This is a genomic window from Desulfitobacterium dichloroeliminans LMG P-21439 (genome assembly GCF_000243135.2).
Classification (GTDB): domain Bacteria; phylum Bacillota; class Desulfitobacteriia; order Desulfitobacteriales; family Desulfitobacteriaceae; genus Desulfitobacterium; species Desulfitobacterium dichloroeliminans.
Genome location: NC_019903.1, coordinates 3,189,619 through 3,205,713 on the forward strand (window position 1 = coordinate 3,189,619; position 16,095 = coordinate 3,205,713).

The 16,095-nt window shown below is 45.2% G+C and carries 13 protein-coding genes; 4 read left to right on the forward strand and 9 right to left on the reverse strand.

Going from position 1 to position 16,095, the window contains the following annotated elements; translation table 11 throughout:
* Positions 1 to 155: 155 nt before the first annotated feature.
* The 7 genes from DESDI_RS15210 to DESDI_RS15240 all read right to left on the reverse strand — a co-directional run bounded on the left by DESDI_RS15210 (position 156) and on the right by DESDI_RS15240 (position 5,955).
* Positions 156 to 1,031, reverse strand: coding sequence for a D-amino acid aminotransferase (locus tag DESDI_RS15210; RefSeq protein WP_015263501.1), 876 nt, complete (start codon positions 1,029 to 1,031; stop codon positions 156 to 158).
* Between the two features lie 133 nt (positions 1,032 to 1,164).
* Entirely contained in the window at positions 1,165 to 1,368 is a 204-nt protein-coding gene (locus DESDI_RS15215) for an aspartyl-phosphate phosphatase Spo0E family protein (protein ID WP_015263502.1), read from the reverse strand.
* A 3-nt stretch (positions 1,369 to 1,371) separates the two neighbouring features.
* Entirely contained in the window at positions 1,372 to 1,560 is a 189-nt protein-coding gene (locus DESDI_RS15220) for a ferredoxin (RefSeq protein WP_015263503.1), read from the reverse strand.
* Between the two features lie 480 nt (positions 1,561 to 2,040).
* The gene (locus tag DESDI_RS18450) at positions 2,041 to 3,993 is read right to left on the reverse strand and encodes a methyl-accepting chemotaxis protein (RefSeq protein WP_015263504.1); all 1,953 of its coding nucleotides are present in this window, start codon (positions 3,991 to 3,993) and stop codon (positions 2,041 to 2,043) included.
* Positions 3,994 to 4,071: 78 nt separating this feature from the next.
* A complete protein-coding gene (locus DESDI_RS15230; protein ID WP_015263505.1) occupies positions 4,072 to 4,374 on the reverse strand; it encodes an STAS domain-containing protein in 303 nt (100 codons plus the stop codon).
* Positions 4,375 to 4,423: 49 nt separating this feature from the next.
* Positions 4,424 to 4,882: an ATP-binding protein gene (locus DESDI_RS15235; RefSeq protein ID WP_015263506.1), complete on the reverse strand. Its 459-nt coding sequence runs from the start codon at positions 4,880 to 4,882 to the stop codon at positions 4,424 to 4,426.
* Positions 4,883 to 4,887: 5 nt separating this feature from the next.
* Complete coding sequence (locus DESDI_RS15240; RefSeq protein WP_041220014.1) at positions 4,888 to 5,955, reverse strand: SpoIIE family protein phosphatase; 1,068 nt, start codon at positions 5,953 to 5,955, stop codon at positions 4,888 to 4,890.
* 377 nt (positions 5,956 to 6,332) lie between these two features.
* Here DESDI_RS15240 and DESDI_RS18340 point away from each other — a divergent pair, with 377 nt between their 5' ends.
* The 4 genes from DESDI_RS18340 to DESDI_RS15260 all read left to right on the forward strand — a co-directional run bounded on the left by DESDI_RS18340 (position 6,333) and on the right by DESDI_RS15260 (position 10,010).
* Positions 6,333 to 6,767, forward strand: coding sequence for a LapA family protein (locus DESDI_RS18340; protein ID WP_015263508.1), 435 nt, complete (start codon positions 6,333 to 6,335; stop codon positions 6,765 to 6,767).
* Positions 6,764 to 7,690 (forward strand): M23 family metallopeptidase, encoded by a 927-nt coding sequence (locus tag DESDI_RS15250; protein WP_015263509.1) that lies wholly within the window; start codon positions 6,764 to 6,766, stop codon positions 7,688 to 7,690. The genes DESDI_RS18340 and DESDI_RS15250 overlap by 4 nt, the downstream gene beginning before the upstream one ends.
* 4 nt (positions 7,691 to 7,694) lie before the next feature.
* Entirely contained in the window at positions 7,695 to 8,285 is a 591-nt protein-coding gene (locus DESDI_RS15255) for a bactofilin family protein (RefSeq protein WP_015263510.1), read from the forward strand.
* 210 nt (positions 8,286 to 8,495) lie between these two features.
* Positions 8,496 to 10,010, forward strand: a complete 1,515-nt coding sequence (locus DESDI_RS15260; protein ID WP_015263511.1) for a VanW family protein — start codon at positions 8,496 to 8,498, stop codon at positions 10,008 to 10,010.
* 70 nt (positions 10,011 to 10,080) lie between these two features.
* Here DESDI_RS15260 and DESDI_RS15265 read toward each other — a convergent pair whose 3' ends face one another.
* Positions 10,081 to 11,244 carry a Fic family protein gene (locus tag DESDI_RS15265; RefSeq protein WP_041219534.1) on the reverse strand — a complete coding sequence of 388 codons (1,164 nt, stop codon included), beginning with the start codon at positions 11,242 to 11,244 and terminating at the stop codon, positions 10,081 to 10,083.
* Positions 11,245 to 11,403: 159 nt separating this feature from the next.
* Positions 11,404 to 15,798 carry a cell wall-binding repeat-containing protein gene (locus DESDI_RS17375; protein WP_015263513.1) on the reverse strand — a complete coding sequence of 1,465 codons (4,395 nt, stop codon included), beginning with the start codon at positions 15,796 to 15,798 and terminating at the stop codon, positions 11,404 to 11,406.
* Positions 15,799 to 16,095: the final 297 nt, after the last annotated feature.

Here is a 16,095-nt window from a genome sequence, read left to right on the forward strand (position 1 = left end):
TCTCCTCTGCTAATCCTCTGAAACTTATTATATAGCATCTCCCCCAGCCAAGCTCTGGATATTTCACCCAGCAGTCTTCACAAAGTACCACATGCATTAATCTAAAAAAGGAGCTCTCTTGGAGCATCCCTTTTAGGTGTTACCCTTCTTTATAGCTACGTTAATCGCTGAACTGATCCAGCCATAAAAACTTCATATAACCGTCGCGTCAGCGGACCGGAGACCCCTTGTCCTACAGTTACACCATCCAGTTCGCACACCCCTAAAACCTCGACACCCGTGCTGGTGAGGATAACCTCTTCAGCGCCACGCATCTCCTCTAAGGTAATTTCCCGTTCTTCTACCTCAATTCTGGCTGCCCGGGCTGTCTCCAGCATGATTGCCCGACTGACTCCGGGGAGGATTCGTCCGTTGAGGGGTGGAGTCACTACTTTTCCCTTGATGACCGCGGCTATGTTGCTACTGGAGGCCTCTGTAACCAGACCCCCACCCGGCTCTGTTCCCAGGACAAAAATCGCTTCAAACGCCCCCTGCTCTGCGGCGGCCTGTTTGGCTAAGACATTGGGCAGCAAATTTAGGGTCTTGATATGAGGATGAGCCCACCGCTCATCCGGTACCGTAATACAGCTGACTCCCGCTACCCGAACGCTTTCCTCTAGGGAGGCCATCGGGGCAACAAATAAAGTGACCATCGGCTCCCCTTGAGGTAAAAAGGCATGCATTCTCGGCCCAATCCCTCTTGTTACCTGCAAGTAGACCATAGCATCAGGTATTCCTGCTTTTTCTAAACATTCCATGATGATATCCGTAAATTCTGCTTTAGTTTTAGGAGGGGTAATACGAATCTCCTTCATACTTCGTTCGAAACGCTCTAGATGTTCCTCCAACGCAAAGAGCTTCCCTTCCACGACCTTGACTGCTTCATAAACTCCATCACCAAAAAAATACCCGCGGTCAAGGAAAGGTATCTTTGCCTCTTCCATACTGGTAATCTTACCATCCACCCATGCTATCCCTCTATTATCCGACATGTGCATCATCTCCAATCTCTACTTTGGATTATATACCGACCTTTGGATAAAGAAAACCCGGCATCGGTAATCCTAGTATAGAGCAAACAAAGCAAACCCCAAAGCAGTTACAGCTTTGGGGTTACTCTTCCCTTCAAACGACCTTACGATAATCTAGCCTAAGATAGTCACTATTAAGATAGTTCCTATAATACATATTTAACAAGATATCTAACTCCTGGCTCAATTGGACCACCTCAGGGTCCGCCAGTTCCTTATCTGCCGATAAGACATAAAGCTGATGCCTTAGATTTTCAATTTCTCTAAGTAAATACTCGTTGTCCATAAAATCAGTCACTTTCTACTCCAAGGTAATTGCTTCGACTGGGCAGCCATCTGCTGCTTCCTGAGCCCCGGCCTCTTCATCCTGGGGAACAGGAGTCGCAATGACAATAGCCAATCCTTCCTCATCCATCTCGAAAACCTTAGGACACACACTCGCGCACGCCCCACACCCAATACAACTCTCTCTGTTAACTTTAGCTATCATACCTAAACCACTCCCTTCATCATTACAAGAACATTTTACATGACAGGCGACACAGGAATGTTGATACAACGCATAGGAAAAGAGTACCATTAATCACACTGACTTGTCCTTCTGACATTCTTATCTGACTAGCTCTTTTTCTAGAGAGGGGGGGTGTATGGTTTGAGAATTATTCTAATCTATTTTAGTGAAAAAATATCGAAAATTATGTCGAGAGTGATTAGTGTTTTATCCGCTTTTTAGTAGAATTTCGTAGGAATATAAAGAATATAGCAATTTCAACCAGTCTTGTTCTTATACTTTTTAGCACATATTCATGAAACTTGGGTTAATTTATTCTTATATAAATCTTAACAACTTAGCCAGATTAAAAATCCGCTATTAATTGATTGGCAAACCTTGGCTGGCACTATAAAAAAACGAGACTGATTTCACTGCGGAAACCATGTCTCGTTACAGAACTTATCATAACGTGTCTCGTTAAGAGATACTTTTGCGTTTTTCTTTCTCGATCAGACTGTTTAAATACTTGATTACCTTGCCTGAGTGCCTATCGAGCTTCTTCAAGCAGGCTTGGGCGTGTTTGATATTTCCTTCGTGGTAAGCCTTGGCTGCCTCTTGGGCCATGATATGGACCTGACTATGAGGCTCATCTAAGGCCTTAAAGTCTGAGTTCTCCTTTAAAGTATTACCATCTTGGAAGTACCATTTCCCTAGGCGACAGTGCTCATGTGACGTAACTTCCTCAGGAGCTACATCCTCTAGGCCTTTAAGCATGTTGACAATGCGGGATTTCCAGAGTAAGTGGTCGGTTTTAGCCTTTTCCAAGGTCTCAATTGTTGATAGATTAGCACTCGTCAGCTTAAAGTGCTCGACATTCTGATTAAGCTCCTGAGCCAGATAGGCAGTTCCTTGAATGGTAGTGGCTACCGTTTCTAAGGACGCGTTGATCTCTTGGGAAGAAGCAGCTACTTCTTCGGCATGAGCGGATGTATTTTCAATGACTGAAGCTACAGAGTTAATCAAGGTCACAATCTTATCTGAGCTAGCTACCTCCGAGTCTGTCACTTCCACACTGGACTGGACATCCTCTGCAGTTTTCCTAACGGCACCGTAGATGTTATTGAGTGCATCGCCGGCTTGGTTCATGACCTGAACCCCACTCTCCACCTCTTGCCGGGTGATTTGAGTGGCTTGCACCACATCCTCAACCCCTAGGAGAACCTTCTGGACTAAACCTGCCACATCATGGGCTCCTTGGGTAGACTGCTCTGCTAACTTCCGGACTTCCTCAGCTACCACGGCAAAGCCCCGTCCGGATTCACCCGCCCGAGCAGCCTCGATAGCAGCATTAAGGGCCAAGAGATTCGTCTGGTCCGCTAGCCCGGTAATAGTCCCGGTAATCGAATCAATCTGTTTGGAAAGCTCATTGAGCTGTAGCATCAATTCTTCCGTCTCGAGGGTCTTAGAACGGATGGTCGCCATACGGCCGATAGCATCGTCCACCGTGTGCTTCCCTTGCTCTGCAATCTTCATAGTTTGTTGCGAATTCACCGCAGCCGCTTGACTCTGGCTTTTCGCGATTTGGGTTAAGGAGGAAAGCTCTAGCAACACCTGAGAAGCCTCCACGATGGACTTCGCCCCCGTATCGGATTCCGCCGCTACATTTTGCATGCTTTCACTCACTTCAGCAACGGCCACCGTTGCCTCTTCGCTGGTTGCGGCCAACTCCTCTGAGGTCGCAGCCAGATTCTCCGTCATCTCACGGACCTTCTTCACCACATCAGACAAGCGAGTAATCATCACGTTGAAGGCCGCGCTTAAGTCACCAAATTCATCATTGGACTTCACTGGCGCTACGACAGTCAAGTCTCCCAGCCCTGCTTTACTCATAGTTTCTTGGATCTCATTGATAGAATTTAGGACATAACGAGAAATATGATAACCCATGAATAAGGCGATCAAAGCGGCAACAGCTATCCCTAGTTTACTCACTAAAGCCGCCATATCGATATCCTTATGTATTTCCTGTTCATGCCCAAGCAGGACCTCATTATTTCTGTCTATGATAGAATCCAAAACCTCTAGAATAGGTCCAAGAGTGCCCGCCGAACCCTGAATAAGATCGGCCTCATGGGCCTTTAGCAAAGGTTGGAGCTTCTCCAAATCCCGATGATCCTCCGGTTCCAGCTTTTCGTTGTTCTTTAACTGCTCGAAACCTTGCAGAATTCCCACCATATCACTTTGGATTGCATTCCTGATATCCGCTTTAATTGTCTGAGTTGAGTTAACAACGCCGGAATGATGCAAAATATTATCGATCTCATCATTCACCAAACTCTGATAATACATATTGATCAAACTCGTCGCAATAAAAATAACCATAATTCCTAAAAAACCGCCGAGGACCTTTAGCCTTACCCCAATTTTCATCGCAAACACCTCACTTCTTTGTACCTAGAATTGCTAGTTTCTCTAATATCTGTAGTATCTGTAGTTTCTCTATTCCCCTTAAATAATCTCAAATACCCGATTGAGGCGAGTTAATGAAAAGAGTTCCTTTACGGCGCCTTGCAGTCCTTTGACGACGATTCCGCCGCCTCGTTCAATCGTTCGCTTGTGAATGGCTACTAGCACCCCCAACCCTGAGCTATCAATGTAATTCAGCTTGCTCATATCAAAAATAAAGCGTGTTTTCCCTTGATCAATCAACTGGAGTAGATTTTCTCGGAGGATCGCTGCATCCTCCACGTAGATTTTTCCTTCTAATTCCACCTGGACCTCAAGCTTATCTGACTGGATATTTATTGACATGAAATTTGTCCTCCCCAAGTTACTAGATTTTTTTCACTAGGTATCTTTATCACTTTAATAGTGTTTTCATGAGCATGACGCAGTTGCCCTTGGCATTATAACGCACCTTATCCATAACTTGGGCCATGATAAACAGACCCCGACCGGATTCTCCCCACTGCCAGGTCTCCTCTTCCTCCCCGCACAGGCAGGCAAGTTTGGTCATGACCTGATTGGCTTTAAAGCCAGTTCCACTATCCTTAACCCGAATAATCAGCCATTGGGAATGGAGCAAGCACATACTAAGGGTCACCGCGGGTATGGATACCCTATCCTCAGCATACTTAAAGGCATTGTTCACCGCTTCATTCAGAGCAATTTCCAGTAAAGTGACCTCATTTTCCAAAGAGTCCGTATCCTTGCCATCCTGCTTCGCCAAAGCTTCCCGCAAGCAGTGTTGCAATTGATCCCGATAAGTGCAAAACTCCTCTTCTGTACAAAAAGTTTCCCGTATTATTTTTTGTCGCATAACCTTCACCCACCCTTTTCTCCGAGGATAAACCCTAAAGCCGTGGCGTCATCCGTTAGTTCCTTCCCTTTGGCTAAGGAATCCAGCCAAGACATCACATCCTTAATGCCTTGCCCTTGGATAGGATATTCTTTTGCTTGGATTAAATCATAGAAGCCATCCGTAAGAAAAATCAGCCCATCTCCCGATCTAACGAGACATTCATGCTCCTCGAACTCAGCGTGCTCCGTAATCCCTAAGAAGGTCCCCGGCTGGCTTAAGGCCTTAACGCCCGACCCTCCTTCCGCAGAAAATAAAAGGAAATGATTAATGCCCGCCATCACGTAGGCGAGCTTTCCTTGAGCTAAATCTATTTCAAAAAGAGTCGCCGCAGCAAAAGAATCCTCCGGAAGAATGCCGATTGCTTCCTGATTCATCCACTCCACCTTCTCTGCCAGAGGAATTTGACGCCCGACTACTTGTCGGAAGAGAACTCGCAGGGCAGACACTTGTAACGCTGTGACCACCCCATGACCCATCACATCAAAAAGGAATCCCTTGAAAATCTGATTCCTCTCATCCCAGCGATAATCATAATAATCTCCACTTAAGTGCTGGTAAGGAAGAAAAATACTCTTCATTGTTAACTTCTCATTAGCAAAATCTGACCGTAAAATCCTTTTTTGAATTCGCCCAGCCAATTCGACCTCTTGGCGAATTCTCATATCCTCCGTTATATCCCGGAAAATCGCCACATAATGGGTTAGGCCTAGCTCGCCGTGACGAACAGCATGAATGTTCAACCATTCCGGATAAATCTCCCCATTTTTTCGCCTATTCCAGATCTCCCCTTGCCACTGACCTTTGACCGCCAGATCTCCCCACATAGACGTGTAGAATTGCTGTGCATGGCGACCGGACTTGAGAATTCGCGGGTTCTTGCCCAGAGCCTCTGCCAGCGTGTAACCTGTAGTCTGGGTAAAGGCCGGATTTACATAGATAATCTCACCTTGGGGATTCGTAATGGAAATCCCTTCTTGGGCATACTCAAAAACCCGAGCAAAAATATCACTTGTGGATTCACAGAAATCCATCACACTTAAGGACAAGGGCCTTGACTTGCTATTTTCCTCTACTTGCACTCGTCATTCCTCACAGTACTAACGGCTATTTTTACATATTCCATGTTTTATACGAAATCTCGACAAATTACAATGATTCCTTCTACTATCAATTCTCGACAAATTATAATAATTCCTGCCTAAATTCCGACCTTATGAGAAAATTCCCACATATATTTTTTAATAAAATCCCTATACTAAGTAACAATCAAGAGAAATTTTAACATATTCCATTCTTTTGGCAGGATTCTCAAAGGATAAAGTCGAAAATAAATTTGGTTGTCCTTCGTCTTTGGGAGTTCAATCCTTTTGTCTATGGAGTTCAATAATTTAGTGAAAGGGGTGCTAAGATGATTTTTTTGATTTTCACCCTCGTTATTGCTTTAGTCGTGGCGATCTTTGCCGTACAAAATGCCGCCCCCGTGGCCATAAATTTATTGTGGTATGTGGCTGAGGTCCCTTTAGTCCTTGTTATCTTGGGTTCGGCCCTAGCCGGAGCCCTCATTGTCTTCTTTATAGCCATCTGGCGTGAGTTTCGTTTGAAAGGAAAGGCCAAGACTAAGGCCAAAGCAGACGCCAAAGCCCTAACGGAAGCAGAAGCAGCCAAAGCTAAAGCCATAACGGAAGCCGCCAAAGCGGAAATAGCCAAAGTTGAAGCAATGGCCAAGCATGAGGCACAACCAACGAATACCCAAGGCACAGTAGCCTTAGATCAACCTCTGCCCTTAGTAGAGGATTCTCCCAGCGAATCTAACACACCAGATACGAAGGAGCCTAACTTGTGAAGAATAAATATACCTTTTTAATGATCCCACCGGATCATGGACCCACCAAGCAGTTTCAAGTGACCCACAAAGGAAAACAGCTGATTATCTCTGGTATATGCACCTTATCCCTCCTCTTTGTCGGAATGTTTTCCTTTAATCTCTATCTATCTAAAACTGTCGATTCTCAAGAAGCTCAATTAGCAGCCATTGAAGAGCTTAAGCAGGAAAACTTGGCCAAAGATCAGGAGATTGCTCAGCTAAAGGCTCAGTCTCAACAGGTAGTGAAAGACATGGCTACCATGCAAGAACTCGAATTGCGTCTCACTTCGATCCTCAAGATCGACCCTGCCGAGTCTTCCACCTTCTCAACTACCGGCAATACCCTCAGCGCATCCTCTACCATAAGCCGCGGGGCTCCTGCACCCACCACCCCAGCCCCTACAATCAGTGATCCACAACAAATTTCTCGAGAGCTGAAGCTCTTGGAAAATTATTATGCACTGGCCGTAGAGCACCAAGAGGAAATCGACCGCACCCCCAGCATTCTGCCCCTGAAGGTGGATTTTGATATTGCTTCAGAGTTTGGTTATCGCCGCAATCCTTTTGGCGGGTGGTCGAAGGAGTTTCATAATGGGGTAGACATGCCTTGCGACTACGGTACCGAAGTCTATGCCACCGCTTCCGGGATAGTCACTGTCTCAACCTTCGATCGAGTCTATGGTCGACTCATCGAGATCGATCACGGACGAGGTGTCGAAACCATCTATGCACATAACTCTCGCCTACTCGTTAAGGTAGGAGATAAGATAGAAAAAGGCGAGTTAATCGCTTACAGCGGAAACTCCGGGCGGAGCACCGGCTCCCATCTCCATTATGGGGCCCGTATCAATGGCGTAACCGTAGATCCACTCCAATTCACAGATTTTACAAAGGAGCAATGAGCTAATGTGGGGTAAAAATCCAGAGAGTCCTAAGCGCACGTCCGGTGCCTTTCAAGCCAGTTCCGGTGAAACAACCTATATCGCCAGTGATGCCGAATTTAACGGCAAGCTCACCCTAAAAGGCAGTGCCCGCATCGACGGCAAGGTTGAAGGACAAATCATTATCAGCGGGGACCTCATTGTAGGGCCAAGTGCTGTGATCAACGCCAATATCAAGGCCAATTCCGTCAGCCTCTCCGGCGCAATCCGCGGCGATGTCGTAACCCAAGAGACCTTGGAGCTCTGTTCTACTGCCCGCATGAAAGGCAATATTTTTAGCAAGCAACTGAAGATTGACCAAGGTGCCCAATTCATTGGCACAAGCTGTCTCTTGGAAGATGCTCAGAAACAGACTCTGAAAGAAGTTAAAGTTCCAGAAGAAGCGCCTTCGACCAGTGAGCGAGAATCAGAAAGCGATATCGATGTCGATAATGTTTTAAGTCCCTTAGCCCCCCTCGATGATGATGCTGCGGAATCTTCCGCAGATGATAGTTCTCCTAGTTCGCAGCAAAAAAATGTGGCCTATGGTAAATCTTCCCGATCGAGGAGACGCTAGACATAATCGTCTTATCTACACACATATACTGAGGAGTGTCACTGAACCTTTTTCAACAAGGCCGGTGATACTCTTTTTTGCACTATGACCGCTTACTATAAAATTCTCGTCGATAGGGATTTTTTTACATAAAGGAAAATCTCTATCGACGAAGAATAATTACTAGAAGAATAATTACTAGCTACAGAATTTCTATTTGGGGGAAACAACTTGAACACCAAAAAATATGTAATATTGGCCCTCCTGTTTGTCGGCCTCTCCCTGGCCACCACCTTGGGAATTAACTATTTGTACTATGCCCAAAAGGATCGCCCCTTCACTGAAGGCACCAGCATCGCCGGAGTTGATATTGGCAAGCTCACTCAGGAGCAGGCCCATGAGAAAATCACCGCTGAGCTCGAAACCTGGTTAGCTCAACCTCTCAAATTCCAGATTGACGAAAAAACTGCCGAACTACCCTTAAAAGACCTCGACCCTAGGGTAGAAGTCGATGCCCTCATTGCTGAAGCTTATGCACAGAGTCAACCGGGTTCGCTTTTTGCCCGAATCCAAAAAGCGAATGCTACTCATGATGCTCCCTTGGATCTCGGACTCCATTGGGATGAGCAGAAGCTTGCCGATACCCTAAAGAATAGCTTAGCCTCCTTCGAAAAAGCCCCCGTGGATGCTTCCTTTACAGTCAATGACCGGAACCAGATGGATATCCAGGCTGAACAAATGGGTCAAACCGTCGATACGGTCGCTCTTCTCACTCAAATTAAAGAAATCCAAATGCTCCAAGAGCTAACCCCACTTAAGGTCGATCGGGTAGAAGTAAAGCCTACAGTTACCGCTGCCGAACTGGAAGCCAAAAAAATTGACGGTCTGATTGCCAGCTATACGACGTGGTTTGACCCGGGTAATATTGAACGGAGCGCTAATGTTCGCCTTGCGGCCGAATCCTTGGATGGTGCCCTGATTGAACCCGGAGGGATTATCTCCTTTAATAAAATTGTCGGCGAAAGAACTGGCGACAAAGGCTATCAAGACGCCCTCATCATTGTCAACGGTGAATTCGTACCCGGACTGGGCGGCGGCATCTGCCAAGTCTCCAGCACCCTCTACAATGCCGGTGTCCTTGCCAACCTTAAGATTGAAGAAAGAACCAACCACGGCTTGGCTGTAGCCTATGTACCCCTAGGACGTGATGCTACCGTCGTATATGGAGCTATTGATCTAAAGCTTAAAAATGATACCGACCGCTATATGCTCCTACGTTCTAAGCTCAGTGGTGGTTCCGTAACGATCGAATTTTATGGCAAAGCAACTCCCGGACAAGAGATTATCATTACTAATCAGGTCGAGCAAGTAATTCCCTTCGAGACTCAAATCACTCAAGATAATTCCTTAGCCCCCGGAACCGAAATCGTCAAGCAAAACGGCCAAAACGGCTATGTGGCCTCCGCCTCCCGAATCATCAAGATCAATGGAGAAGTAGTGGAAACTCAAGCCTTAGGCAGAAGCACCTATATTTCTCTTGCGAAGATCATTGTGAAGGGACCGGCGCTACCGGCAAAGCCGAAGCCGGAACCCAAACCCGAACCGCCAGCACCTGAACCAGAAACCCCCACCGAGCCTGAAGAACCTCAGACTCCTACCGAACCAGAATCCCCTGCTGACGAACCCGGAGAACCTAATCCGGGAACAGAGTCGGAGACCGAACCGGATACAAACCCTGAAGCTTAACTCAGGACAAACGGTAAATCACCATAACCATTAAAAATCCTGGCCACTCTTTGAGCGACCAGGATTTTACTTATTTCAACCTATAACGCACCCTATTGCCATACCGCTGTGAAGATAGCAGCCCTTTGTTCTCAAGTTTAAGAACAAAATTCCTGATCGTGGCATAGGCTGCGCTTTTAAAATCCTTTTCAAGCTGCTTTGTGGAAAATTCCTGAGCACCATAGGCAGATAGTACATAATGAAATAAATCCTTTTCCTTAGCTGTAATCTCTCCACTTTGAAGCAGCCCATCAAATTTCAGAAGTGAATCCGTTGGTTCAGCTCTTTTCAGAAGCTTTATAATCACATAGTCGATAAAATAGTCCACAAACGGTGTTACATCTATAATCTGGGAAACCTTATAATTATTCATTATTGATGTAAACGCTTTATAATACGTACTCCTACTTTCATTAATATAGGCAGAAAACGGAATGAACAGCGCAGAAGTATAGCCCTTTTGTACCAAATACCAAAGCTGCATGAGCCGTGCCATTCTCCCATTGCCATCGAAATATGGATGCAGATAGGCAAAGTAATAGTGAATTACAATGGATTTAACAATTTGGTCCAACCCGTCATCCTTCTGCATATAGTCAATCAAATCTGCTATATACTCCGGAAGCAGCTGATGTTTAAGCCCCTGATGTTCGATATCCTGCCCTACTACATACACTGCGTCATGCCGATATTTTTGCTCCTGCATTAGTCTATCTTCATCGTTTAAAAAATCACCAACCGCAAGCTTGTAGAGCTGATATAAATTTTCCTCTGTGATTTTGTTTGTCGAGTCTGCTATAAAATCTAAGCCTCGCTTAATGCCATATGCTTTATTTTCATTACTTGTTTCCGGTGCCCCGCCATTTAAGATTTTCCTCACACTCTCCCTTGATGAGTCAATTTGCTCAATGGACAGCGTTGAAATAATTTCATCCTCCATGGCTTGAATCCCGTACTTTTCACCCGAATAGGAAATTGCTATAGACCTTGAAAGCTGAGTTGTTAGGTTGATTTTTGCAGGAAGCAGTACTATTGGCATACCTTTAAAATCACACAATTGGATCTTATAATAAAAGCTCTCACTTAGTGTAGCTAAATATCCAGTTAAATTTTCTTCTCCATATTTGTACTTTAGTTTATTAAAGTTTAAGGCATTTTTATCTCTAAGCATCTCAGTAAAGATTTTCAATTCCATAGTCGCTTTCACACCCCGTCTGATATATTTTAGTATCAATAACTATCAATCCTATTTTACCATAAAAATGCAGGATGTAAACCTGAAGAACCCAGGTCGCTCAAAAGAGTGACCTGGGTTCCCGTATGTTGCTTATTCAGTTCAAGGTGCCTTTTACGATTATCTTGAATAAGTCGCCATATAGGTTACATTATCAAATACAACTTCAACAACCAATTGATTCGGTACACTTGCATTGGTTGCTGTACAAGCCGAACTTATCCAATAACTATTGTTAGATTCCTCAGTCCTAGTGCTAAATGCAGCTGACATCGTTCTTTTACCCTTAACTTCCGTATAGGTATCTGCACTCTTTTCCCAATATTGGGCACAATCTTTTAAGAGATTAACCAGATTGTCACCGTTTGAGAATCGCGTGCCTAGTAATTCATTGTTGTTATACAATGAGAATTTAATCGAATCAATATCCGAAACATTCACGATATCGAAATCAAAGTATATCGATGTATCCAAGTATTTATTCTCATCACCATACCAACTGGTGATGTTCGCTCCGAACACCTTACTTGCATCTTTAGTAAATACTGAATAATTTGGTGGTGCTACTATTTCCACATTACCAGCATCTGAGACAATTTGCTTCGCTTCAGCTATTATTCCGCTATTGAGCGTAAATCTTGTTGCTGGGGCGCCTAAACTGGGATTAGAGCCGTTGTCAACATTAATTCCATATCCCCAGGCATTGCCACTTGTATTTAAACCATCAGCGACAACTATCGAGTTATTTACGACCAAGCCAGCTCCCGCGTTGTTAATAGAAGAAATATTTTTCAATGCCACATTGTCCGATTCAAAGACATTAATCCCTGATCGTGTAGAACTTTGAATCACCATATTTTCCAGCTTAACGAGGCCCCGGACACTATTAATTGAAATCAAATGCTTATCTGAGTTTTGAGTTCCCCCATTGAAGGGGTCAGCAACTGTAATTATCACTCCCCCAGCGCCAACAATAGCTAACGGTTTGGTAATTTTCAGTTGTTCGGATAGTTCATACACTCCAGCCGCCAACAGCATTGTCCCGCCGTCTCCCATATATTCCAGACTGCTTAGTTGCTCTTTATTTGAAGCGAAGTAATATTTGTATTCCACCACTCCGCCAGTCCAATTACTGTGGACATAATTGTTAGTACATCCAGTATAAGTATTACCTGTCGCTAAAATTTCTTCTGCCGCACCAAGATCTACCACAGCAGACACAGTACCGCCCATGTTAAATCTCTTCAAGTCCAGTCCTTCAGCGATTTGTAAGCCTGTAGATGACCAATTTGCTGTATCAGCGCTGTATCCCACAAAAGTGTTACCACTGATATTATAATTAGCTTCCGTGGTACTTGCGAGTCCATTAGGCCATATAGTCACGCCATTCCCTACCCCACCGCTTGATGCTAAGGCAGCTGGATTAGGTAATTCAAAAATATTATTTGTAATAGTTACATTCTTCGCAATAACGTCAATGGCTGCTTTTAACGGTCCATTGCCACCACCGCGAGTGTACATAGTTAATCCATTAATCACGACTCCGTCAGTTTTGATGATAAATGATCCGTAAACCTTTGCTTCCGGTAGACCAGTGATCTTAACTGATTTGGTTATTTCGTATGCGGTATAATTGTCGGCAGCTCCAATCGTGCCGCTTATATTAATTATCGTAGTATTAACATTGGCTAATGCTGTTTCTAACTCTTCTTTTGATGTTACAGCCGCTAGCCGATAATCCTTGACTTTATTTCCTTCCCCATAACTGAATGTATTATTGGATTCCAGATAACTAACATCCGCAGCGCTTTCACCTGGAGTTGTTGAGCCGATAACCATGACACCACTGCCTAGCCCAATACCTTCTCCGCCCGCTTGAATAGAAGCAAATGTGTTACCTGTTGCGGTTAGATCAGTTTTTTGCGTACCACCAATACCGGCCCATACATTTGTAAAGGTGTTGCCAGTAGCTGTTAACTTATTTTGAAAAGCTGATTCAGTGTTGCCAAGATGGGCAAATACCCCTGTCAATACATTGGCAAAATCAGAATTCGCAACTGTGTATTGTGCACCCTTCCAGCCAATGACAGCAATTGAAGGAGTAATTGAGTTCCCATCTACCTTTATGTTATCCAACGTAACATTGTTCGCATTTACAAAGAATGCCATTGCACTCCCAACACCGCTTAATTGATGTGTTTCTCGATCCACTACCGTGCCGGTAAGATTCTTTATCGTCACATTGTCTGCTGCAATATTAACAGCCTGATTAACAGAAAATCCCCTTCCGTCAATTGTAACTGCTCTGTCCACAACTAACGTACTATCTAATGTAAGATCTGCTCCTAATTTGATTAGATTTACACTTGGGTCTGCTACTGCTGACTTTAGTTCATCTGCTGTTGTGACTATCTTGGCAACCTGAGCCGCTGCACTTGTTTGTGTCCCCGTATAGCTACCAGTTCCTGTAGCAGTAACTTTGATAAACTTGGACAGATCCTCATTTGTTAGGGTATACGTTTTGCTTGTTGCTCCGATAATGTTTGTATACGTGCCGTTTACTGTATCGCATCTCATCCACTGATACGTTACCGTCGCACTTGCTGGTGTCGGATTTGCTGTTAGTGTCTGTCCAACAGTAGCATCACCGGTAACACTAATACCGCTTACTGGGGTGGTGCTCGGGGTATTATCACCGCCGCCTCCACCACCAAAGCCTCCGCCGCCACCTGCTGCCGGTGCCGGAGGTGCTGGAGGTGGCGTTGTAGCATCGACCTTCGCACCGCCTACGCTGGCATCCTTAACCCCTTCAGAAACAGTCACATTCTGTGGTTTTTGCTCGATGGACACTCCATCTGTCTTAATGTTAGCGTTGGTTATTTGACCCTGACCAGTGACGCTGGCTGCTGCTTCGGCATTTAATGTTGTTACCATGACTTCGCTTGCTAAGTTCACAACAGCATTCGTCGCCGATTGGGCAATAGTCATTGTATTAATACTACCTTGCTGCACATTGACTTGGGCTCCCGCACTTTGTATATTGACTTGGTCAAAGGTTCCGCTTAAAGTCACTTGAGCGCCGGCTGGGATCACCACATTCGTGAAACCGGCTCCGGTAAGATTTGATTCCTGAAGCTGACCGTTTGATTCCATGGAAAGACTTGCTACACTCGTGCTCCCCTGAGCAACTAAGCGGACGTTGCTTCCTTCGGGTACATCAACAGTTATGCTTTGACCATTAAAATTTATTAAGATAATACTATTCGGTCCACCACCGTTGACAATGGTTTTCCCTTGGACCGTGACATTATTTAATTCCACATTGCCATCACCAATACTACCGGCCAGTAAAAGATCTCCTTCGATAATCGTGTCTCGCAGGGTAATGTCGCGACTACTGATGATTACATCTCCTGCGATCGTGGCGGTTCCGCTTTCCGGTCCGTAAGTTCCTGCGAGACTGTATTTTTCACTTACCTTGATCTGTGCCTTACTGTTGACAATCCCGGCTAGGATGTCGACTGCCACAACTTGCTTGCCGCCAAGTCCGATAACCTTAGTATCCAGTTCAAGACTAGAGGTAAGATGGGCAGTGGTACTGTCCGATAGCGTCTTACCGGCTAAGACGAGGGGCGCCGATTTCTTAGCTGCTAAGACTGCTCCCGCTAGCGCATCTGGAAAATTATTGCCCTGGGCAACATAGACATTACTATAATCCAGTTCAGCGGCAAAATGCTCCATGACCGCGATATTGGTACCATAGCGGTCCTTTCCCTCGATACGTACAGGATGAGGAACGGATTTCTCGATAGCGGAGCTGATGACTCCAGTTCCGCCAAGAATATAGGTCTTGGTGACTGCATTTTCTTCCAAATAAGCTTGCACACTCTTCGGCAATTCATCCTTCCCGCTAAGGAGAATGGGGATACCGAGTTTGGCAGCTAGAGCTGAAATAGAGAGAGTATCGGGAAAGTCGCTACCTGTAGCCAAGATAACCTCGCTCTTCGCACCAAGTTTTTTGGCCACAGCGACAGCTGTATCGTAGCGGGAACCTCCCATAATTCGTTCGATCTCCATGCCGGAATTAACAATTTTATCGGCTACCGTTTGAGAAATGGCAGCTTCTCCACCGACAAGGAAGACCTTTTTACTTCCTAAGCGCTTCAACTCTTGTAAGGTAGCTTCATTAAGCGCATTAGGAGCAGTCAGTAGAATAGGAGCATCATAAGCGTAGGCTAAGGGACCAGCACTGAGGGCATCTGGGAACTCATCCCCTCTAGCCACAACGGCATACTCGGATTCTTCCCACCCCTTTTGGGCAACCGCGATGGCCGTTTCATATCTGTCTCCACCAGCAAGACGCGCTGTGTTAAAAGCATTGGTGGATGGGTCAACTGTGGCACCCCATACAGGCGGTGCTGAGAAGATTTGAGTTAAAAGAAAACAAACGCTTAGCACCCATGCCAAAGCACTTTGCTTCGCTTTATGGGTCGGCATTATTGACTTATATTTCATAGTATCCTCCATTCCGCCGCTACCGCTGGCGGCACAAATAGTAATGAAAAATGGGTGCGCGGTTTTACCATTATTTGTTAAGACTATTCTAAGGAGAAGATACACTACAAAGCACGGCGAGGTGAGTCGTAGACTGTCCTTCGCGGCTTAAATCAGTATAGTAACCTGTGTGAGAATCGTCTTTCAAGCACAAATAAGTGGTTCCTTGAGACCGCACGCTAATCATTGTTTAAGCTATTCGCTAATGTGTGACGATTCAGTCAATGTCTTCCTCCTCGACAATGAAAGGAGGTTGTG